Annotated in this window: 15 protein-coding genes; 2 read left to right on the top strand and 13 right to left on the bottom strand. The window is 42.0% G+C overall.

The window, feature by feature from the left end:
• Positions 1-10 precede the first annotated feature (10 nt).
• The 10 genes from BBW65_RS01765 to BBW65_RS07995 all read right to left on the bottom strand — a co-directional run bounded on the left by BBW65_RS01765 (position 11) and on the right by BBW65_RS07995 (position 13,878).
• Positions 11-607 (bottom strand): MotE family protein, encoded by a 597-nt coding sequence (locus BBW65_RS01765; RefSeq protein WP_066338890.1) that lies wholly within the window; start codon positions 605-607, stop codon positions 11-13.
• The gene (locus BBW65_RS01760; RefSeq protein ID WP_066338888.1) at positions 604-1,029 is read right to left on the bottom strand and encodes a flagellar export protein FliJ; all 426 of its coding nucleotides are present in this window, start codon (positions 1,027-1,029) and stop codon (positions 604-606) included. Before BBW65_RS01760 ends, BBW65_RS01765 begins: the two co-directional genes overlap by 4 nt.
• On the bottom strand, positions 1,026-2,276 hold the full coding sequence (locus BBW65_RS01755) for an adenylosuccinate synthase (RefSeq protein ID WP_066338886.1): 1,251 nt from the start codon (positions 2,274-2,276) through the stop codon (positions 1,026-1,028). The genes BBW65_RS01760 and BBW65_RS01755 overlap by 4 nt, the downstream gene beginning before the upstream one ends.
• Positions 2,277-2,394: 118 nt before the next feature.
• On the bottom strand, positions 2,395-3,678 hold the full coding sequence (locus BBW65_RS01750; protein ID WP_083985983.1) for a M16 family metallopeptidase: 1,284 nt from the start codon (positions 3,676-3,678) through the stop codon (positions 2,395-2,397).
• On the bottom strand, positions 3,675-4,724 hold the full coding sequence (locus BBW65_RS01745) for a dehypoxanthine futalosine cyclase (protein ID WP_066338884.1): 1,050 nt from the start codon (positions 4,722-4,724) through the stop codon (positions 3,675-3,677). The genes BBW65_RS01750 and BBW65_RS01745 overlap by 4 nt, the downstream gene beginning before the upstream one ends.
• Positions 4,724-7,033, bottom strand: coding sequence for an outer membrane protein assembly factor BamA (gene bamA, locus BBW65_RS01740; protein WP_233702076.1), 2,310 nt, complete (start codon positions 7,031-7,033; stop codon positions 4,724-4,726). Before bamA ends, BBW65_RS01745 begins: the two co-directional genes overlap by 1 nt.
• A gap of 56 nt (positions 7,034-7,089) precedes the next feature.
• Positions 7,090-8,952 carry an ATP-dependent DNA helicase RecG gene (gene recG, locus BBW65_RS01735; RefSeq protein ID WP_066341749.1) on the bottom strand — a complete coding sequence of 621 codons (1,863 nt, stop codon included), beginning with the start codon at positions 8,950-8,952 and terminating at the stop codon, positions 7,090-7,092.
• Between the two features lie 1,089 nt (positions 8,953-10,041).
• Positions 10,042-10,299: a hypothetical protein gene (locus BBW65_RS01725; protein WP_199919456.1), complete on the bottom strand. Its 258-nt coding sequence runs from the start codon at positions 10,297-10,299 to the stop codon at positions 10,042-10,044.
• Positions 10,300-10,397: 98 nt separating this feature from the next.
• Entirely contained in the window at positions 10,398-13,292 is a 2,895-nt protein-coding gene (locus BBW65_RS01720) for an autotransporter outer membrane beta-barrel domain-containing protein (protein ID WP_233702131.1), read from the bottom strand.
• A 445-nt stretch (positions 13,293-13,737) separates the two neighbouring features.
• Positions 13,738-13,878 (bottom strand): hypothetical protein, encoded by a 141-nt coding sequence (locus tag BBW65_RS07995; RefSeq protein ID WP_233702074.1) that lies wholly within the window; start codon positions 13,876-13,878, stop codon positions 13,738-13,740.
• A gap of 220 nt (positions 13,879-14,098) precedes the next feature.
• On the opposite strand from BBW65_RS07995, the gene flgE reads away from it, so the two are divergent.
• Together flgE and BBW65_RS01700 are read left to right on the top strand one after the other, a co-directional pair.
• On the top strand, positions 14,099-16,243 hold the full coding sequence (gene flgE / locus BBW65_RS01715) for a flagellar hook protein FlgE (RefSeq protein WP_066338875.1): 2,145 nt from the start codon (positions 14,099-14,101) through the stop codon (positions 16,241-16,243).
• 1,142 nt (positions 16,244-17,385) lie between these two features.
• On the top strand, positions 17,386-18,858 hold the full coding sequence (locus BBW65_RS01700; protein ID WP_066338864.1) for a Na+/H+ antiporter NhaC family protein: 1,473 nt from the start codon (positions 17,386-17,388) through the stop codon (positions 18,856-18,858).
• Here the strand turns inward: BBW65_RS01700 and BBW65_RS01695 are convergent.
• Genes BBW65_RS01695 through BBW65_RS01685 form a run of 3 tightly spaced genes read right to left on the bottom strand, consistent with a single transcriptional unit; the run spans position 18,855 to position 21,672 of the window.
• Positions 18,855-19,946, bottom strand: coding sequence for a hypothetical protein (locus BBW65_RS01695; RefSeq protein ID WP_066338861.1), 1,092 nt, complete (start codon positions 19,944-19,946; stop codon positions 18,855-18,857). The genes BBW65_RS01700 and BBW65_RS01695 overlap by 4 nt on opposite strands.
• Positions 19,943-20,509, bottom strand: coding sequence for a hypothetical protein (locus tag BBW65_RS01690; protein WP_066338858.1), 567 nt, complete (start codon positions 20,507-20,509; stop codon positions 19,943-19,945). Before BBW65_RS01690 ends, BBW65_RS01695 begins: the two co-directional genes overlap by 4 nt.
• The gene (locus tag BBW65_RS01685; protein ID WP_066338856.1) at positions 20,488-21,672 is read right to left on the bottom strand and encodes a saccharopine dehydrogenase family protein; all 1,185 of its coding nucleotides are present in this window, start codon (positions 21,670-21,672) and stop codon (positions 20,488-20,490) included. Before BBW65_RS01685 ends, BBW65_RS01690 begins: the two co-directional genes overlap by 22 nt.
• Between the last annotated feature and the right edge of the window lie 194 nt (positions 21,673-21,866).

The raw sequence follows: 21,866 nt of genomic DNA, 5'->3' as shown, positions 1-21,866 counted from the left end.
TTATAGCATATCATTTGTTGTCCGCAGGTTGAGCTGCTGGGTCATTTTGGAGCAAGATAGTGATTTCACCTGCTTTTTGGGCGTCCATTTTTGCCATGATCTTGCTGACAAGTTTGGTATCCATTGCACCCAAGATTTCCACAGCGTCTTGAGTGGGGAGGGTTTGCAAAATTTGTGCTGCTTTGGAATCTTTCATTTTGGCATAAGTTTCTACTACTTTGCTTTTTCTCAAACCTTTGATTTCATCGAGAATCTGCTGATTTTTGTCAATCAGATTTTGGATTTCTTGTTTTTGTGAGGCGAGTTGTTTTTGCAATTCCTCCTCTTTTTTTTGTATTAGATGTTTCACTTCTTCTTCTTTTTGGCTGATTGCTTTTTCTTTGGTTTTGATACCTTCTTCTTGCTCTTTGATTTTGTTTTCTCTTTCTTTGAGGATATTTTCTGTGGCATTTTGCAAGACTTGGATTGCTTGTTGTTGTTCTTCGAGTTTTTGAAGTTGGCTAGAGATCTCTTCTTTGCGTGCTTGAAAGATCAGAGAGCAATCTAGCGTTTCATCTTGAGCTAGAAGCATTAGGGGGAGGGCGAAAAGAGCGATGTGTTTTTTCATTTGGCATTTCCTTTGTAAAAATTGATACTTGCAATCTCATCGAGGAGTTTGCTTTGCTTTTGTTTGATGCGTTGGATTTGGGCTTGGATCTGCCTCTGGTGCAGATATTGGTATTTTTCAAGCTCTAGATTTAGGGCTTGTAGCTCTTGATGTTTGGCGTGGCGATCGGATTTGAGATGGGAGATTTGTGTGTGGAGCTCTTCTAGAAGCGATAGATAAGTTTGTTTTTGAGAATAATTGGCTTGAAAAGCAATGGCATTGCCTTGCATTGGGGATTGGATAGAGGCGATTTGTTGTAAATATTCTTGAGCCTTTTGCTCATTGATTTGAATCTGCTGGGAGATATTGAGGATCTCTTTTTGGCAAATGCGGATTTTTTGTTGATTGATTTGGATGAGTGGGGTGAAATCAGAGTGCATCATAGGAGGATACTATCTAGCCTCTGTGGGCTTGTTGAAATGATTGTGATTTTGGTGTCAATGAGTTGCTCTAGGGCATTGATGTAGTCTTTGGCAGTTTGTGGCAAATCTGCATAGGTGCGTATGCCTTGAGTTTTGTCCCAACCTTTGAAGGTTTGATAGATGGGCGTTACATTTTCATAATCATAGGGGATATAATCAATCGCCTCTCCATTGTAGTGGTAGCCGATACAGACTTTGATCTCTTCAAAACCATCCAAAACATCTAGTTTCATAAGTGCGACTTGGGTGCAACCATTGAGTTTGCAAGCTGTTTTCATCGCAATAGCATCAAACCATCCACAACGCCTCTCTCTCCCTGTAGTTGTCCCAAACTCTCCCCCTTTTTGCTGGATCTCTTTGCCTATCGCACTTGATTCTTCACTTGGAAATGGACCATTACCTACGCGGGTGCAATATGCTTTGGCGATGCCTATGATGGCATCGATTTCTTTGACATTGATACCACTTCCACTGCACGCTCCCGCACTGATTGTCGTTGAGCTTGTGACAAAAGGATAAGTCCCGTGATCTAGATCTAGCATACTGCCTTGTGCACCCTCTAGGAGGATCTTTTTGCCCAAATGTTGAGCGTCCCATAAGAATCTAGTGCTATCGCATATAAAAGGCAAAAATTCCTCTTGGTATTTTGAGAGTTCAGACATAATGTCTTGGATTTGTAAGCTGTTTTCGCCAAAGGCTTCAAGCACGATATTGAGTTCTTCTAGGTGGCTTGTGAGCTTGTCTTGAAGCTTCGCCAAATCTTTGAGCTCTCCCATTCTGACGCCGATTCTTGAGGCTTTGTCTGCATAAGCAGGACCGATACCTTTGCCTGTCGTGCCGATAGCACCATCTTTTTTGCGTGTTTCTTTGAGACGATCTAGGACGCTGTGAAAGGGAAGTATGATATGGGCACGATCGCTGATGAAAAGGCGATTGGTGAGTTTGTCTTTGCCAAAATTTGCGATTTCACGCGAGAGTGAGGCGAGATCAATCACAACGCCATTGCCGATGATGTTTTGACAATGTGGATACAAAACCCCCGATGGCAACAAATGCAAGGCGATTTTTCTGTTATCCACAACAATCGTATGCCCTGCATTATGCCCACCTTGATAACGCACGACAATATCGTAATTTTGAGCGAGCATATCAACAATTTTGCCTTTGCCTTCATCACCCCATTGCAATCCCACTACCAAATCTGCCATAAAAACCTTTCAATGCGAAAATAAAGCAAGATTATACTTTATTATCCAAAAAGAGTGAGCAATCTTGAGATTAAATCTTGAAGTTTGTGTGGTGGAAGTCTTGCAAGACTCCCAAAGGTTATTCTGTGATGATACTGAAGCTAAGTTCAAGGATTTCTTTGTGGGATTTGATGTAGTCGTTGAGTTCTTTGAGGGTGAGGTCTTGAATCTTTTGCAATTCTATTTTGTTGTAGTCTAATTCCAAGCCGCGATTGTAGTTGGCAAACGCCGAATCTAAGCGTTGCGACAAAGTCTCATTGCGTAAAGGCTCACTACCAAGAAGGAAATTTTTTGCTCCATCGAGTTCTTCTTGTGTCGCACCGTTTTTGACAAATTCCTCAATGATTTCACGCACAAGCTGAATGCTTTGGGTTTGATTGGAGATTTTGGTTTGCATATATCCTGTTGCGTAGTTTGCAAGAGGGGAGAGATTGATTCTCATATATGCAGAATAGGCGAGTCCGTGTTTGACGCGGATTGTCTCCATCATCCTAGAGCCAAACCCACTAGCACCCAAAATAAAGCTCATCACTTTGGCTTTGTGAGCTTCTTCTTTGTAGTTTTTGAGGTGAAAGGGGGTGCCAAAATAGATGTAGGCTTGTTCTGTGGGCTTGTATTGGGTTTTGGTTTGTGTGGTGGAGTTGGCTTGATAAGCGGTGAGAGCGGGTTTGTTGCCTATGGGTAGGGTAGAGAGGATATTGCTCAATTCTTGCAGAGTGCTGTCGATGTCCATATCTCCACCGATGATGATACTCAAACGCTTGAGGGATAATGAGCTACTTAGGTGTTCTTTGATTTGATCTAGAGTGATACTTTTGACTGAAGGAATCGTGCCTATGGCTGGATATTGCAATGGCGTGTTGGCAAAGAGGATTTGTGATAAGCCCAAATTAGCCAAATAATCAAAATTGCTTTCATTTGCCAAGATGCTAGATATGGTTTGTTTCTGCAGTTTTTCAAGAGTGTTTTTCGTGAGGTTGGGGGATTTGAGCAAATCTCCCAAGAGCTTGAGGGATTGTGCTTGTTTTTCTTTGAGGAATGAGAGAGAAATCTCCAAAAACTCTTTAGTAGAATAAGCGTGTAGGGTGATCGCATCTTGTTCCAAAAGATCAGCAAACTTTGTTGCTCCAAGCTCTTTGGTCCCCTCATTGAGAAGTGCAGAGGACAATGAGGCTAGTCCTTGCTTCTCTCCTGTGTAGGCACTCCCTGAACGCGAAAACAAAAGCTCGATATTGCCTGTGGGGATGAGAGTGCTATGCTCATAAATGACGGGGATCTCCACTCCGGAGATAGTGATGGTTTTGAGATTTGCAGCTGACATAATTCCTCCTAAAATAAACAAGCTCAAAAGTATTTTTTTCATTGATAAACCTCCAAAATTTCATAAGCTGTGTTGCGTTTGGCTGGGATTGATCCGATGTCTTTGATGAGGCTAATCATCTCTTGGGCATTCATTGAGTTGCTCACCCCTGCACTTGAGACGACATTTTCCTCCATCATCGTGCTTCCCAAGTCATTAGCCCCAAAAAGCAGGGCAAGTTGTCCGATGTGGCTCCCTTGTGTCACCCAAGAGCTTTGGATGTTGGGAATGTTGTCAAGATAGATTCTTGCACAAGAGAGTAGGCGTAGATAATGGTTGGAGCTTGCAGAATAGATGTGGGGGAATTCTTGTTGCAATGGTGTAAAGTTGGGCTGAAAGCTCCAAAGAATGAAGGCTCTAAAGCCTCCATATTCATCTTGGAGATTGCGAATGTGAGAGAAATGCTCGATGATGTCCTCATCACTCTCAACACTACCAAACATCATTGTGGCAGTCGTTTTCATTCCGATTTTGTGTGCTTCTCTATGGACTTCTAGCCATTCTTCTACTGAGAGTTTTTTGGGGGCGATGATGTCGCGAATGCGATTGCTTAGGATTTCTGCCCCTGCACCCGGAATAGAGCTAAGCCCTGCTTTTTGGAGACGCAGTAGGACTTCTGAAATTGGAATCTTTGAAATCTTGGCAATGTAGTTGATCTCAATCGCTGAAAATCCATGTATGGTGATTGTGGGGTATTTTTGGTGGATATGAGAAACTAGATCCTCATACCATTGTATTTTGAGCTGTGGATGCACTCCTCCTTGGAATAGAATCTGTGTGCCACCAATCGCCAAAAGCTCATCAATCTTTTGATCAATCTCCTCAAAGCTTAAGATATAGATCCCCTCTTCATTAATGCGTCTTTTGAACGCACAAAATTTGCAATCCACCCAACAGATGTTGGTGTAGTTGATATTGCGATCTATCACAAAGGTTGTGATGTTTTGTGGATGCAAACGCTCTTTGGTCGCTCTTGCGAGTTTCCCTAACTCCTTGAGCGGAGTGGTTTGGAGCATTTGAAGCATTGTGTCGTTGTCATAGCGTTTCATCAGAATCGTGTCCCCATATTAAATTCAAATTTGGAGGTTTTGTCTCCGGGCTGTGGGTTGATCGCCCAAGGGAAAATCAAAACAAGAGGTCCAATCGGAGATACCCACTCAATCGCAAGTCCGGCAGATTGTCGCATTACTGGATCTTTGCTCAAAACAAAAGGCGGGATGAAGCGATTGTGGTTGCCAATCAAACCAAAGTCATAAAATGCAGAGAGACGCATTTTGAGTGCCTCAAAAATACCATAGCTTAGTTCTACAGAGTTTGTAAATAGATAATTACCACCCACACTGAAGCCATCAAATCCAATCGGAGAAGGGGAGAGGGAGCCACTTTGGTAGCCTCTCACGGTGCTTACTCCACCCATAGAAAAAAGTGCGGTTGTAGGGGTGTAGCCCTCATCGATCACATATCCACCTTGCACTTTGTATCTTCCGATGAGATCTAGTCCTAGCCAACTTTTGAGATGATGATAAAAAGCGACTTTGGCATAGAGTTTGGTGTATTTTTCATCGCCACCGATTCCTGCGTATTCTAGAGAGGTGGAGGCGATGATGCCGTTTTTGGGGAAATAGTAGTCATCGGTATTGTCAAAGCTTAGGCTTGAAGTGATAGAGCTTTTCCAAGGTTGGAAGTTTCCTTTGAAAAGAATGCCATAGGCACCTTGCAGACCTGATTCAAAATCGCGGATATCTGAACGACTGAGATTGTAGCTCAAGCCAAAACGCAGATAGTTTGTCAGTAGTTTTCCGACACTGATCCCAAAGCCTGTGTTGTTTTCTGTGTATTGCCAATCCACAAGAGAACTTCTGAACACCTCAAGAGAGAGGCTGTATTGGCTATCAAAGATTCGTGGATTGGTGATACCGATGTTGTAGAGTTGGCGTTTTTTGCTCAAATCCATATAGATTTGCCCACTATTCCCTGTCCCAAATAGATTTCTCTCACGCACGGAGGCATTGACGGTGAGTCCATCATAGCTTCCATAACCCAAACCAAAAGAAAGATCTCCTGTGCGTGTCTCCACGACAGATACGATGAGATCCATAGAATCTTCGCTGATTCTTTTGGTATCAATCCGCACTGATTCAAAGAAACCCAAACGACGCAAGTTGTTTTCGGAGTTACGCATATCTGTGAGATTGTATAAATCTCCGGGTGCCAACAATATCTCGCGTCTGATGACACGATCCTCTGTGCGTGTGTTGCCTGAAATGATGACATCATTGATATAGACTTTTTTGCCCACGCTGACATAATAAATCACCTTGACTTCATCATCTTGTTTGTCAAGATCGGGATTGACATTGGCAAAAGGATAGCCAATGTCTGAGACTTGCGTTTTGAGCATATCCATATCCGCTCTCAAATTCTGCACATCAAAGTATTCTCCCTCTTTGATTTTGAGCTTGGATTTGAGGAGGTCTTCATCGACAACGGGGGTCTCTAGGACGATTTGTGTCCCAGAGATTTTGTATCGATTGCCTTCAGAGATTTTGTAGAACAGCCTTGCATTGTAGTCATTGAAATTGACTGACAAAAACGCAGGGGAAACCTGTGCGTCCAAAAAGCCTTTACGCATATAGGCATCTTGGATTCTAAATGAATCAAACTCTAGCTCATTGAGGTGGAGTTTGCCGTCATTGAAGCCCCACATCCAGCCCAAAAAGTCTTTTTCTTTGTTGGCACTCAATTCCTCTATGTCTTTGATTGGTAATTCTTTGCGTCCCTCATACACCGCCTTGGTGATGATGATCTCATTGCCTTGGTTGATATTGATGAGCAGGTTTTGTGCTGTGCTGTTGGCAATGGGCGTGGTGGAGATCTCTACCACGGTGCCATAATAGCCTTTTTGCTCTAGTATCGCTTTGATGGTTTGTTTGGCACGATCTAGCTTGATATGATCAAACATATCTCCACGCTTCAATCCTAGCTGTTCCAAAAGCGTAGTGCGTTCAGAATCATTGCCATATCCTTTGATTTCGACTTTGCCAATCCTTGGCTTTTCTTTGAAATGAAAAACCAATATGCCATTTTCGAAAGTGACCCAAATGTCTTCAAAATAACCTTGATTGTAGAAATTGTTGATCGCTTGATCAAGGAGGCGATAGTCAAGTGGTGTGCCAAGAGGAATGGAAGCAATTTCGTTGGCAACGATGTCAGAGATATAGATGATCCCATCGTATTGGATTTTTTTCACCACTTCTTTGCTGAGATTTTTTTGGATCTTTGGTGGCAATGGAACGGATTGGGCGTTCAAGGAAAACATTATGAGTATGATCAAAAAAGCGTATTTTATAAGGTTCAATCTTTATCCTATCGAGTTCATTAATCTTTGAAACCGCTCATTATACTTGCTTTTGATTAAAATTTATTTTGCTTTTTGGAATTTGGCGTTTGCAATTTCAAGGTGAGTTTTTTGACATCTTGCAAAATTTCTACATCATCTTGGAGGTTAAAATACTTAAATTCATCGCCACTTTGGCGTTCTCCACACAGCAGATCCCCACTTTTGCGATAGTGCAAATCCAATTCGGCAATCTCAAACCCATTGAGCGTTTTGCAAAAATCTTGCAATCGTTGCGTTTGGGGGTGGTTGGTGTATAAAAAACAATAGCCTTTTAGCCCATTGCGACTGACGCGTCCCCTGAGCTGATGGAGCGTGGCAAGTCCCATTCTCTCTGCCCCTACAATCACAATGCTGCTAAGCTTGGGCAGTGAGATCCCCACCTCAATCATCGTCGTGCTAAGGAGGATCGAGCCTTTTTCTGCAAACTCTATGAGAATCTCATCTTTGTTTTTGTCTTTGCCATTGGTGGTATAGACATTTGAGAAATGCTTCTCCCAAAAGATTCTAGCCTGTTGCAGTGGGAGGTAGGGGATGCTCTCGCTTTCTTCTATGAGGGGATAGACGATGATTGTTTGATGATTGAGTGCGTGTTGGTGTTGGATGTGTTTGAGCAACGCAGGAAAATCTGTTTTTGTGATGATTTGTGTGTCTATGTCTTTGGGGAAAGGAATGTCTTTGATAAAAGTGTAATCAATCAAATCAGAATTGAGCAGTGCCATCGTGCGGGGAATGGGAGTGGCTGAGAATTGGAGGATGTGGGGTTTTTTGCCCTCTGTTGTTGCAAGTTTTTCTAGTTTGTGGCGTTGCAAAGTGCCGAAACGATGTTGCTCATCTGTGATGATAAGGGCATAATCTTTGAGATTTTCTTGTCGGTAGAGCAACGCTTGAGTGCCGATGATGAAATCAAAATCTTGGAATTCTTGTTTTTTGCTTGTCAAATCGCCTACAAAAAGCCCGATTCTGATGGATTTGGGGAGATATTTTTGTGCTTCATTATAGAGTTGTTGAGCCAAAATGGTCGTTGGAGCCATCAAGATGGCTTTGTGGGGCTGTGCGATGATGACACTTGCAAGGATCACGATTGTTTTGCCACACCCCACATCACCCATAATCAAACGCTTAGAGGCTTTGGAGCTTCGCAAATCTTGGGCGATGGTGCTGATGGCTTGAGTTTGCCCGTGGGTGAGTTGGAATGGTAGAGAATCGACAAAAGCAGAATAGTCCCCATTGCATTGAAATTTGGCAGGGAAATAGAGTTTTTTCTGATGTAATTTTTGCAAGTAGTTGAAAACTTCTATGAATTTGAGAGCCTTGAAATTGCGGGGTGGGAGGGCGTTGTTTTGTTGGAATTGGGTGAAAAATGCAGGGGTTGGGAAAAAGATAGGCAAAAAATCGTTGATGATGTGCTCTGGGATGCCATATCGTGCTAGGTTTTCGTAGGTGAGGAGCTGTGAGGCTAGGTTGTTGATTGTTGCGTTTTTGAGTGTTTTGTTGGGAAAAACAGGCGTGATTTTGCCATACTCGGTGATGATTTTGGGCTGTTTGATATTGAGCTGGAACTCCCAATGAAATTGCCCATAGATTAACAATTCCTTGCCTTCTGCAAAGACTGCATAATGGTAGGGTTTGGGGTGAAAAACCTGAATCTGTAAAGAGGTGTTGAAGTCAAGCATTGTTGCGTGGAAGATTGTGAGCTTTTTGTAGCGTTGTGCGTGGGTGATCTGCACTCTTGCCACCCCTGTTTGAGGGAGTGGTGTGAGGGAGGTGATGGGTGCTAGGTTTTGATAAGTTTTGGGGATAAGAAGTGCAAAATCCAATATACTAGAGCATTTGAGTTTTTGCAATGTTTGCAAGGTGGCTGAATCATTAGGTATCAAAACAAAGTCCAAGGTTGGTTTTTGAGATTCTAGCAAAAGAAAGTTTGGTATTTCTTTCTTTGGGGCTTGATTTGAGGGAAGCACACTTTTTGGTTTCTTAAGCTTGGCTTGGAGTTTTTCTTTTGAAGCTGGTTTAGGGAAATGTGTCTTTGGATGATTTCAGAATCTCTTGGATTCTTTTTGGTTTGGCTTGATTCTTTCTTTTTGAGTTACTTTGGCAAAAGAACACTTTCTAATTTCTCAAGCTTGGCTTGGTGTTTTTCTTAAGGGGGGCAAGGGGAACTTAGGGCAGCGTTCCCCTTATCCCCCTTAACAACCCCCATAACCCCAGCATTGCATTAGCAAGGCTCGTTCAACATTACATTGATTTGGAATCCTTTTTGGTTCTACAAGGTTGGTTTGGTTAGCAGTTGTTTGTGCTTATATTGAAATAGTGAGGGTTTTATATTTTTATGATTTTTAAAAGATTGCAAAAAGATTCTAAAAATCAAAACTAAAATTTTTCGTAAAGATTCCAAAGATTCTAAGAATTAGTAAAGAAATACAAGAATCTAGAATCAAAGTTTTTCAAAAAGATTTCAAAGATTCTAAGAATCTAGATTCAAATCAATAAATCTAGAATCAAACTCAAAACACCAAAGAATCAAAACAAAGTCAAACTAATATGGGTAACACACAAAAAGCGGGCAGGGGTTTGGGGGATTTTAAGGGGGATAAGGGGGGTGCCTCGCAATAAACCCCCTTGTCCCCCTTATAGAAAAAAGCAAAGTAGGAATTGGAAACCAAGAAGTGTGCTTTGGCAAAAGCAACTCCCAAAAAAAGAAACTAAGAGATTCTAGAATCCCCCAAAAGTGTGCTTGTGCAAAAGCAATCTCAAACAAAGGAATCAATTTGCCAAATCTCAAAGTTTTGTTTTTGGGGATTGGTTTAGAGGAACTCTATTCTTTAGCGATTCTAAAATCTTTTTGGTTCTACAAGGTTGGTTTGGGAAGCAGTTGTTTATGCTTATATTGAAATAGTGAGGGTTTGTGTTTTTTGGTTTTGTTTGGCATTGGGGGTTAAGTATTGAGTTTTGTAAAACACCCCTGCCTATCGGACAATAGGCAGGAAGGAGATTCTAAAGAATCTAAATGAAAACAACAGCACAATTTGTCTGTAGGAGCATTCTAAGGGGCATTTGACACCAAATGCCCCACCAAAGGCTCGATACTTCTTGTAAGGAATGATGATCCCTTGTCTCACTTTTAACCCCCAGCCCAAAGGCTTTAGTCCCTTTGCTTTTATAGTTGCCCTCATTACCCCCCAGCCATAAGGCATACCCAAAGGCTTCTTTATAATTACCCTCATTTAACCCCATACACCAAAGGCTTTAGCCCTCTTTGCTTTTTTTACCCCCTTTCCCCTTTCATTTTGAATCACCCCCTCCCCCTTTTAGTATCCCACTACTAATTAGTCGCTTTTGTTCTTGTGTCCTCTTTGGTTTTATTGGGGACATTAGGAACTATTTGAGCCTTTTCTGTTTCCTCTGTAGGAGTATTTCCTACTCTCAAAGGAGCAGTGGTTTGTGCTTTTGCATTCTCAATGCTTGTTTTTTCTCCAAAGCTATATCTAGCTCCTAGATTGAATTGGAGTTGTGTCCTTAGTTTGTCTCCAAAGCTTTTCTCTACATCCACATAGACTCTAGTGGATTGATTAAGCTCTAGATTGCTTCCTACATTTAAAACCACTCTACCATTGGAAGCAAACTCAGGATTGTAAGCTTTTGTTGTGCTTGTAGTGAGTTTGTTGGATCCTCCTGTGACAAGATCATATTCATAGAATGTTCCAACATAAAGAGAGATGTTTTTGTCTTGTTCTACAATCTTTTTACCAAAACTAGCTCCTAGTCTAGTTCTAGTCAAAAACACACTCTCTTGGAGTGCTTTGAGTTGATTGCCTTTGCCACTTCTAGTTTTCATCTTGGTGGTGAAGTCAGATTGATTGAGATAACCTAAGCTTAACTCTAATTGTGGATCAATGAAATAATCTTGTTGTTCTCCTAGAATGAAACGATAACCCACTTCATTGGAGAGAGTGAATCCTAGATTGTTTGCAGTGTTGTTGTGATCACTACTATTGCTCAAAGAAAAATCAGAAGTGATATAGCTGAGTTTGGCAATTGTGTCATTATAAAGACCTACATTGCTCACATAAGAATTGTAAAGAGCAATTTCATATCCACTTGATTGGATATTGGAGAGATAGATAGTATTGATACCACTCACATTGATTGCATTGCTAGCTTGAGTGGCTTTGTTGCTCTCACCCTTAGAGTGCATATAAGAGAATGCAAGTCCTATGTAGTTTTTGGCACCCTCTGTTTCTAGTGCATAATCATATCCTCCTTGAGCAGTCACATAGCTTGTGCGTGCTCCCAATCCAAAGTTAGATTCTTGGAGTCCTCCAAACACTCTAGCCCATACTCCTTGAGTGTAAGGATTGTCTCTAAGTTCTCCCATTCGTTTGTTAAGAGAATTGAGGTTTGCAATGTATAAATCATAATTGATAGAGAGAGCAGAAGTGAGAGCTTGTTGGGTGGTATTATCCACTCCTAGACTGATTGCTTTGCCTAGGAAGTAGGTGGTGTAGCCTTTGGGTGTAGCTTGACCTTTACCTTTTACCCCATTGACTTTGCCATTTTCATTTGTAGCTACTTTGACGAATTCGACTTGAATCTTTTCTCCACCATTGATTGTTTCAATAGAGGTGAGATTGACTAGGGGATTAGTTGTGCCAGCAGTTGTGCCATTTTTGATTGTAGCGACGGCGATGTTGTGTTCTATCTCTGTGCCTTTATCTTTTGTGTAGTGGATGCTTGAAGTTTGGCTAGGATCGATAGCAACGGCAAGGTTGGCTGATTTGGCTTCATCACGAGTGTTAGTCCCTACATTATGTATGATGATTCTATCGGAGTAGGCGTAGCCGTAGGTGCCATCTGATTTTGTAGCCACTCCTCCGATTGTGCTTTTGGTGTCACCTTGAGTCGCTTGAGTATCCACAGAGACAACAAAGGTGAGGTTATTGGCAGTGAGTCCTGTGCTAGCAGTTGATCCGCCTTTTGTTCCAATCTCTAGGAGGTTGAAGTTGTGGGCTTGTCCTAGTGTGGCTTGGGCATTGCTTGAGAGATTGAGGGTGGAGTTGGCACCAGTGGCAGAAATGGTGGTGATTTGATTCTTTTTTCCTTGCAATGTGAGGGTGGAGTTGGTGCCATTGAGATTGAATGTCGTTGTGCCACCACTAGCTGTGTAAATGTTTTTTGCTATGGTGAGATTAGCAGAATCAAGAGTGAATATATTTTCTCCACTAGCACCAGTGACAATAGCATAATCACCGCTACTACCATTTCCTTGATTATCAATTCCATTTGTTCCGATTGTGCTGTTACCTTGACCAATAAAAATGGTATTTTTTGCATTGTCTCCTGCAAAGATTCCATTATCAACAGCTATTTCCTCTATGAGAATGGTATTTTTTCCACCATTTTTGCTGATGATTTTATTAGCAGTAAGTTTCCCTTTGGCAATGTTGCTTACAGAGGGAGTATCTATCGCATTTGTATTGATTGTCAAATCTTTGGCAGTGGTGCCAGTATTAGAGAATTTTAAAAGTCCTCTACCAATGAGATTGCCACTAGTAGCACCACCTGCTTCTATAATATTGATATCAAGAGCATTGGTATCGCCTACTCTTGATTGGTCATCACTAAGCTCAAGGTTAAGGATATTAAGGCTAGTGGAAGTAACTCTTTTTGGTGGCACTGTCTTCAAATCTTGCAAATAAATATTGGCTTGTTTGTTGAATTGGATAAGGTTGTAAGATTGTGCACCTCCGAAGTCTCCACCTTGCTGACTTTGTCGTGGTCTTGCAATAATATTCACACGGCTATCATTCCCTTCTCCGATTTGTCCATTATTTTCAAAAAGGATTCTGTTGTGAGCGTGGTATTTGGCATTGTTATTCAAAATTGCACCCTCAGCTATGACTTGTCCTGTGGTTCCACTAGCTCCTTTTTTGATACTTGCATTTTCGCCTTTGAAAGTAATATTGACTTGTGTAGTACTATGTGTTCCGTTTCCACTTAAATTTGTACCACTGACTAAACCTCCACTAGCTGAAATATTTCCTTCAATCCCTCCAGATCCACCTTTAAAAATGAAATTTTGCTCGCCATTGGTATATAACGCTGTCAAATTTCCTTTGAGTTTTGCCCCCTCATCAAAAGTGAAGTTTGTTTTGACTGTTTGAAGCGTTCTGCCAATACTCCAATCAATTCGTCCTTCAATGTCAATATTACCTTCCATATCGCCCTTGAAAGTGGCTTCTACATTATCATTAGAATTATAATAACCAGCTAGGATTTTAAGATGACCTTTGAGGGCAGTTTTTGGTGTAGCGCCATTTGTTGTGCCTTCAAAATTTAGAATGGCTTTGCGAGAGCGATTTCCTTGCAAAGAATTCCCGAAATCAATGGTGAGAGTATTCTGCCCATTCCCTAATTGAAGCCCTTTGTCTTTGTTGATAAGCTTGATTTGAGCGTTATTGCCACCCACAGAGGCTTCAGAGCTACTACTTTGTTGCTCCCCAGCATTTCTAAATTTGAGAGTGAAATCACTGATCGTAATCCCACTTGCCGGAGGCGTGGCAAATTGCAGTTTATTGTATCCACCTTCTTGCCCAAAATTTAAACCTGTGAATTGTTGGAAACCTGTTGATCCGGCATTAGTGTTATAACAAATCGCACTGCCACTAGCAGGGCAATCTGTCGCACTTGCCACACTCACACTGAGAGCCAATGCCAACGATGTGGCAATGAGAGGTTTGTAAGATTTCATCATACCCCCCCCCCACAAGATTTTTGTCCATACGATGATGCTTGATCGTTTCCATTTTGTCTCCTTGTCGTTAGATAAATTTGTAAGATACCCAAAAATAAGAGATTATGCAAGAGGTTTGGTGGATTATAGCTCAAAGGATCTGCAGTGTTTGCGGAGTCGTGGCACAGACTTTGGAATGTTGGATTTGCTAGTTTGAGGAGTTGGGAAAACCAAAGTTGGAATATCTTTTGCTTCTTGTTCTGCAAATAAATTTTGAAATGAAGGATTGGAATATGCTTAGATCGTTATGGTCCGGTGTCGGTGGTATGCAGGCTCATCAAGTCGCACTTGATGTGGAGAGTAACAATATTGCAAATGTGAATACCGTGGGTTATAAATATTCAAGGGCTTCTTTTACAGATATGCTCTCTCAGATTGGAAGTTCTGCAACGGCTCCTCTTGGGACGGGGCTAGGGGGGCAAAATGATATGTCTGTGGGGCTGGGTGTTGGCGTAGGTGCGACGACAAGGATATTCTCTCAAGGAAGTATGCAAAACACAGATGTGAAGTCAGATTTGGCGATCGAGGGCGAGGGGTTTTTCGTGGTGAGTGCCAACAAGGGAAATACGCAAAAATTTACGCGAAATGGTGAGTTTCTTTTCGATGCCAATGGGAATCTTGTCACAACGGGGGGATATGTCGTGCAAGGTTGGATGCGTGGAAATGATTTGGACAATCTCAATGATGCGAGTATGTTTAGGGTCGATAATACAGGACCTGTGAGAGGGATACAGATCGATCCGGGAATGGTAATGCCTGCCAAAGCTTCTTCTTCGATTTCGCTTAGAGCCAACCTCAATTCTGGACGCAAGGTGGAGCAAATGGATAGCATTTCTCAGCTTGATTCGGCGGTGAGGACAAAAGCTGATGGCACAAATCCGATCTATGATTCTAATTTCAAACTTCAACAAAATGCAGAGGATATGGGGGTGTTGTTTAATAGCGATGGGAATGCTTTGGGACTCACTCAAGATCAAGGGATTTGGGTGAGCTATAAGCACTCCAAGATGTTAAGAGAGGTGAAAGATACCAATGGCGTGAGCACTTTGGGGCTCAATGGAGCACTGATTAGTTTCAGCAATGATTCCAATGCAAGTGGGATCACTTCTCTTGCGGCTGCTAGAGATGCGATCAATGCAGCAACAGATCAGACAGGAGTCACTGCGTATGTCGATAATGGCGTATTGCGTCTTGAAAACAAAAACGAAATGGATGGGAATGAGAATCTCAAAAACATCATCGTGACAGATTCTGGGACAGGGGTGTTTGCAAATTTTGCCAATGGTGATGCTGACATCACTTCATTCCGCTACAAATACACAACGAGCAATGAGCCTGATTTCACAACTGGGCAGTTCAAAACCACAGAACAGCTTAGAGAGTTGATGCAACACGATGCTAATATGGTGAAAAACCCTGCAGGACCTTACAAAGATAGCACTTCAAGCATTGTAGTGACGATCAACAAATATGGAATGTTTGAGATCAACAACAAAGAGGATGGCAATGGTGTCGAAGAAAACCTCAATATCTTTGTTTCGGGGTATTCTTCTGACAATGTGGCAAGCAATGTGTTGTTCCAAGATGCGATGAGTGCGCTCAATACCTCTGCACTTGTGGAGGGGGGCAAAGCAACGACTTCGGCGAGATTGACCAAAGCGATCCACAATGCGAGTATCGATGTTTATGATTCTCTAGGCTCCAAACACAATGTGCGTATCGAGTTTTTCAAATCAGGACCTTTGGAGTGGAAGTTTAGGGCGATTGTGCCAACACCTTCAAGGATTGTGGGTGCGAGTGAGGCTTATCCCAATATTTTGGAGGGGGGAAGGGTGACATTCAATGGCGATGGAAGTCTAGCGGGGATCTACCCTCCTAGCCTTGAGTTTGAGCCTCAAAATGGTGCGAAATCCCCTCAACGCATTGATTTGGCGTTTGGTTCCAACAAGGCGTTTGATGGATTGACTAGCGTGGATAAAATCTCTGAAACCTATGCGATCGATCAAAACGGCTATCAGGCAGGAGATTTGGCGGATATTCGCTTTGATAGTAATGGTAACCTTTTGGGGGCTTTCAACAATGGCAAAACTTTGGCACTTGCTCAAGTGGCACTTGCAAATTTTGCCAATAATGCGGGTTTGCAAAATGAGGGCGGCAATCTGTTTATGCAGAGTGCAAACTCCGGAACTCCGATGATAGGTGCTCCAAACACAGGAAGACGCGGTTCTGTCTCTGGAAGTAAGCTAGAGATGAGTAATGTCGATTTGAGTCGTGGTTTGACTCAGCTGATCGTGACGCAGAGAGGGTTTCAAGCGAACTCTAAGGCTGTGACAACTTCAGATCAAATCCTCAATACTCTCTTGAGTCTCAAGCAATAGCAAAGGCTCAAATGCCTTTGGCATTTTGAACTAAACGGATTCTGGAATCTTGGTGCAATCTTTTAAAAACTCCAAAAACATAAACTCCTCATTATTCCAAAATAAGCACGACAAACCGCTGATCAAACTAACCTTGTAGGATCTCAAAGGATTCTAGAGTCGCCAAAAGTGCGGTTTGCAAAATGCTATTTGCTGGTCGTTTTTTGTGATTGGATTCTTGTGTTGTTGAATCTTGGTTTGGGTGAAGCATACTTTTTGGCAATTCTTGATTTGTTTGCTAGTTTTTGAGATTGGCTTTGCCAAAGCACACTTCTTAGTCATCAAATCCCACTTTGCTTTTTTCTATAAGGGGGATAAGGGGGTTTATTGCGAGGCACCCCCCTTATCCCCCTTAAAATCCCCCAAACCCCTGCCCGCTTTTTGTGTGTTACCCACATTAGTTTGACTTTGTTTTGATTCTTTGGTGTTTCAGGTTTGTTTTTTAGATTCTTAGAATCTTTGTGAAAAGTTTTGGTTTTGATTTTTAGATTCTTGTTGTAATTTTTTAAAAAATCACAAAAACACAAAACCCTCGCTACTTCACTATAAGCACAAACAACTGCTAACCAAACCAACCTTGTAGAACCAAAAAAGATTCTAAGTCAATGTAATCTTGAACGAGCCTTGTTAATGCAATGCTGGGGTTATGGGGGTTGTTAAGGGGGATAAGGGGAACGCTGCCCTAAGTTCCCATTGACCCCCTTAAGAGAGATGCTAGAGGATTCTAGAATTGTATAAAGGGTGGTTTGCTCAAGCCAACTTCAAAAGAAACTCCAAGCCGTGCTTGAAATACCAAAAGCCGTGGTTTTGCCAAACCAACTCAAAGAAGGAGAAACTAAGAGATTCTAGAATCACCCCAAAGCTGTGCTTCCCCCCAAGACAAGCCAAAAAGAAACCCCAAGAGACTTTTGGAATCACCCACAGAGTATAGTCCCTCAAACCAACCCCAAAAAGAGATTCTGGGAAATATCAATACAGATTGACAATGTTTGATGCAGTTTGATGTCTCAAAGTGATAAACTTTTGGAAACTAAGGATATTCAAAAAAAATCTGAAAATTGCGATTTTAGGTTTTCTGAAGTAGCATTGATTTGGGAGAAAAAATGAGCGAAATTGGGATCTTACTTCCTTGCGTCATCGCTGTGTTGATTTTTGTCACGCGACGCATTGTTTTGTGTATGTTTATAGGGATTGTTTTGGGTGGGATTGCTCTACATTATCAAGAACCTATGGAATTGCCCTCTTATTTTTGGCATAAACTGCTTGGCGTGTTTTATTCTTTTGAGTTTCAGACACTCAAAATCGATATGGTGTGCTTGTTTGTTTTTTTGATTTTGCTAGGCATTTTGTCTCGTGTGTTGGTGCATAGTGGAGCGATGAGAGAGTTTGAAAAATGGGCACAAAAAAATATCCACACGCAAGTCAAAGCAGAGCTAAGCGTCTTTATGATGAGCTTGTTTATTTTTCTTGATGGGCTTTTTAGCGTCGTGGTTTCTGGACAATTCGCACGATCACTCAAGCGATATTCTAGTCCGCAAAGAATGGCATATATTGTGGATTCTATCGCATCGCCTATTTGTGTGTTGATCCCCATTTCAAGCTGGGGGGCTTATATTTTGGGGCTATTGGGGCAAAATGTCAGACAAGAGGAACTTTTCGTAGATTTTTTTGAAGCGATGACTCAGAGTTTTTATGCTTGGTTTTGCCCTTTGGCAGTGTTTTTGGTGATTGTTTGGCGTGTGGATCTTGGAGCGATGAGGACAAGCTATACGGGAGACAAGAAGCAGCAAATGGGCGAGATGACAGGACAAACAAATCCTTGGGGCTTGTTTGCCCCACTTTTGGCTCTTGTGTGTGTCACTTTGGTGATGATGATTGCAAGCGGAGTGAGTGCTGGAGGTGTTGGGATTTGGGGGATTTTGTCCAAAGCTGATGTGTTTCTTGCTCTAGTGTGTGGGGTTGTGGTGGCTTTGCTTTTGGCTTTGCTTTCTTGGAAAAATATCACGCTCTCTGGTTTGTGGGCAAGTGTCAGAGAGGGAGGGGCAGAAATGTTTTCATTGCTTGGGATTTTGATCCTTTTGTGGATGTTTGGCTCTCTGTTGCGTGAGGATTTGCAAAGTGGTTTTTATCTCTCTCAATTTTTGATTTCATTTTTGTCGGCAGAATATTGGTTTTTGATCCCTGCAGGTTTGTTTTTGGTTTCGGCATTGATTGCTTTTTTGACTGGGACAGGCTGGGGGACTTTGGCGATTATGATTCCTTTGAGCTTGGATTGGGGGATACATTTGCCATTTGAAGTGGGGTTGTTACTAGCTTGTGTGATTTCAGGGGCAGTGTATGGAGATCATTCTTCGCCTGTTTCTGACACGACGATCCTTTCTGCCTCAAGTCTTGATTGCTCTTTGCAGAGTCATTTCATCACTCAAATCCCCTATACGACGCTTGTTGCTTGTTGCACATTGATTTCTTTTGTCGTGATGGGGATCAAGGGGAGCTTGTTATTAGCATTTTTGGCTGGAGGGGTTTGTTTGTTTGGTTTTTTAGCTTTTTTCAAAGGCAAAAAAAGAAGGATTTAGGGCAGTGTGGGTTGCGCGTCGATAGGGAAAAAGCCTTTTTGATTGATTTGGTAGATTTTGGTGTGGTAGAGAATCTGTTGATCTTGTAGGTTTTCTTTGAAAAACACCGCAGAATCAGGAAAAGCTGAACGGAAAAACTTCTCCATCCCTAGAGCTGTGGAGTAATTGACCCAATCGTATTTCAAATCGCTATTGAGTAAAAAGCTGTATTCAGTGAGTTTTTGATCGGCTGATGAGATGGAGTTGGCAATAAAGAGGTTTTCCCTATCTCGCTTTTGAGTGAGGATGATGAGCGAGGGGTTGTAGTTGATTTGGGTAGAAAAAAGGCGATAGGGCTTTTGCTTGAGGTAGCCGATTTGGGAGAGTAGCAAACCTGTTTTGACAATGGGAGTGTTGAAAAAGATATTGGCGTTTGCTATGTTTTTGGCTTGATCGATGTGACTTTTTGAAAAAGTCGCAGCAGTCTGATTGTCGATAGTGTATTCGTGCAAATCAAGCACTTTGTCCCGCACGATGATCCCTAGTCTATCGCCCACCAAACTATCATCGTTGTATGCGATGGTCAATGATTGGGGGTCGCTTAGTTTTAGGAGTAGGGAGATTTGCTCTTCATAATCAATGCCACCAAAGAAAAGTCCTTGAGGGATTTTGACTAGATTTTGTATTTGATTTTTATGAACCGTGGGGATATAGACAGGGATGTCAAGTTTGAGATTGGCAAGTTGATAAGCCCCTTTGGTCGTAAAAATAGCAACCACAAATTGAAATTCTTTGTCGCGGATTTGCTGATATGCGTGGCTGATGGATTGCTCCTCTTCGTTTCTACAATCAAAGACTTCAAACTCAAAATTCACACCTCTAGAAGCAAGGTAGGCTAGGATCGTGTCGATTGTGGCACTTGAGTAGCGTCCGATGATTTTTTTGGGCATCAATAGGGCGATTTTGAGTTCTTTGGAAAAATGGAAGCTTGAAGAGAATGATTCGACGATCTGTTGGTCTTGGGTGGCGTATTGGGGTGAGGGAAGGGTTAGATTGTTGGCAAACATAAGCAATGGTAACAAAAGGATTGAGAGGTATGGGATTTTCATAGAAATTCCTTAGCGGTATTGAGATCGGCAAAAGTTTCGCGTTTGAGTGCAGGGAGCTTGAGAAGTGCTGTGAGTGAATGGGTGGCGATAAAGGTTTTTTGCCCATAGACGCAAGGCACTCCTTGCTTGATGTCTGTGGCAAGCAAGATGTTTGCAATTTGCAAATCAAAGATGATGAAAACTTTAGCCGTGCTTTGTGAGATTTGGGTGAGGAGAAGTTTGCGGTATTGTGCATCTTCGCTCATTGATTGGTTGGTGATGACATCGGTTTTGAAAAACGAGAGTATGCTGCATTTTTTGGGATTGAGTTTGAAAACATTGGCAATGATTTTTTGCAAGATTTCCCCACTTTGTTTGGGCAAAAAATTGCCTTGAGAATCCAGCAAAGGGGTTTTGGTGATGAAGCCAATCCTTGCGTCTTTGGGATTTTGCCCCAAAGATTCTGTGCGTGTTTGGGTTTTGGGTGGCATCAGAATATCGTGGGTAAATTCCTCACCAAATGCGAGTAATTGGTGGAGATAATACAGCTTCAATACGCGATTCAAAGCTCCAAAACCTTCCAAGGCAACCCTTGTGCGTTGAGCTCTTGCATAAAGGCATCAGGATCTAGCTCTTCCATATTAAACACCCCATTTCCTCCCCATTTGCCCCCAACGATGAGTTTGGCACCAATCATTGCTGGCACCCCTGTTGTGTAGCTGATGGCTTGTGCATTGACTTCTTGATAGCATTCTTGATGATCGCAGACATTGTAGATATAGATTGTTTTTTCTTTGCCCTCTTTGATACCTTGGATATAGCACCCGATATTGGTTTTGCCAATCGTGCGTCCTGCAAGACTAGCAGGATCAGGCAAAAGAGTTTTGAGGAATTGGATTGGAATGATTTTGTTGCCATTGTGTTGCACTTCATCAATGCGTAACATTCCTACATTTTCTAGACATCTCATGTGGTTGAGATAGTTTTGGGAGAAAGTCATAAAGAAGCGGATTTGTTTGAGTCCTTTGATGTGCTTGACAAGCGATTCGAGCTCTTCGTGGTAGAGTAGGTAAGAATCTTTTTTGCCAATCTCAGGATAATCCCAAACTTGCATAATCTCCATTGGCTCTGTTTCAATCCACTCTCCATTTTTCCAATATCTTCCTTTGGAGCTCACCTCCCTAAGATTGATTTCAGGGTTGAAATTGGTGGCAAAGGGGTAGCCGTGATCCCCTGCATTGCAATCCAAAATATCAATAGAGTGAATCTCATCGAAGTAGTGTTTTTGTGCATACGCACAAAAGACATTGGTCACTCCCGGATCAAAGCCACTTCCTAGCAAGGCAAAAATCCCTGCTTCTTGATAGGCTTTGTGGAATGCCCATTGCTCTTTGTATTCAAATTTTGCCGTGTCTGGGTGCTCGTAGTTGGCTGTATCAAGATAGTGGGTTTTGGTTTGCAAGCACGCCTGCATAATGCTCAAATCTTGATAGGGCAAAGCGACATTGATCACGACTTTGGGTTGAACTTCCTCAATGAGTTTGACTAAATCCTCTACACAATCTGCATTGACACTACGCGTCTGAATCGTGACGCCGGTTTTTGTATGGACGCTTTTTGCGATTTCTTGACATTTGTCTAGTGTGCGTGAAGCAAGTGTGATTTCGCCAAAAGTCTTTGCATTCATTGCGAGTTTGTGTGCGACTACTCCGCCCACTCCCCCTGCACCGATTTGTAAAACACTCATAAGTCAATCCTTTGATTATTTGATTTGAAATTTGGGAAAATTATACTTGAAAATAGACACTTTTGGCTTGGTTTGAGAAACTACATTTTTGGGGCGTTTCTAGAATCTGTAGTGTTTTTTGTTTGGGCTTAGCAAAAGTGTGGCTTTGATGCGATTTTTTTGAATCTTGATTATGGAATTGATTTGGAGATTTT

Source organism: Helicobacter enhydrae, from assembly GCF_001693335.1.
Taxonomy (GTDB): Bacteria; Campylobacterota; Campylobacteria; order Campylobacterales; family Helicobacteraceae; genus Helicobacter_G; species Helicobacter_G enhydrae.
The sequence above is the reverse complement of the archived record's forward strand: the minus strand, read 5'-3'. Positions and strand labels throughout refer to the sequence as shown.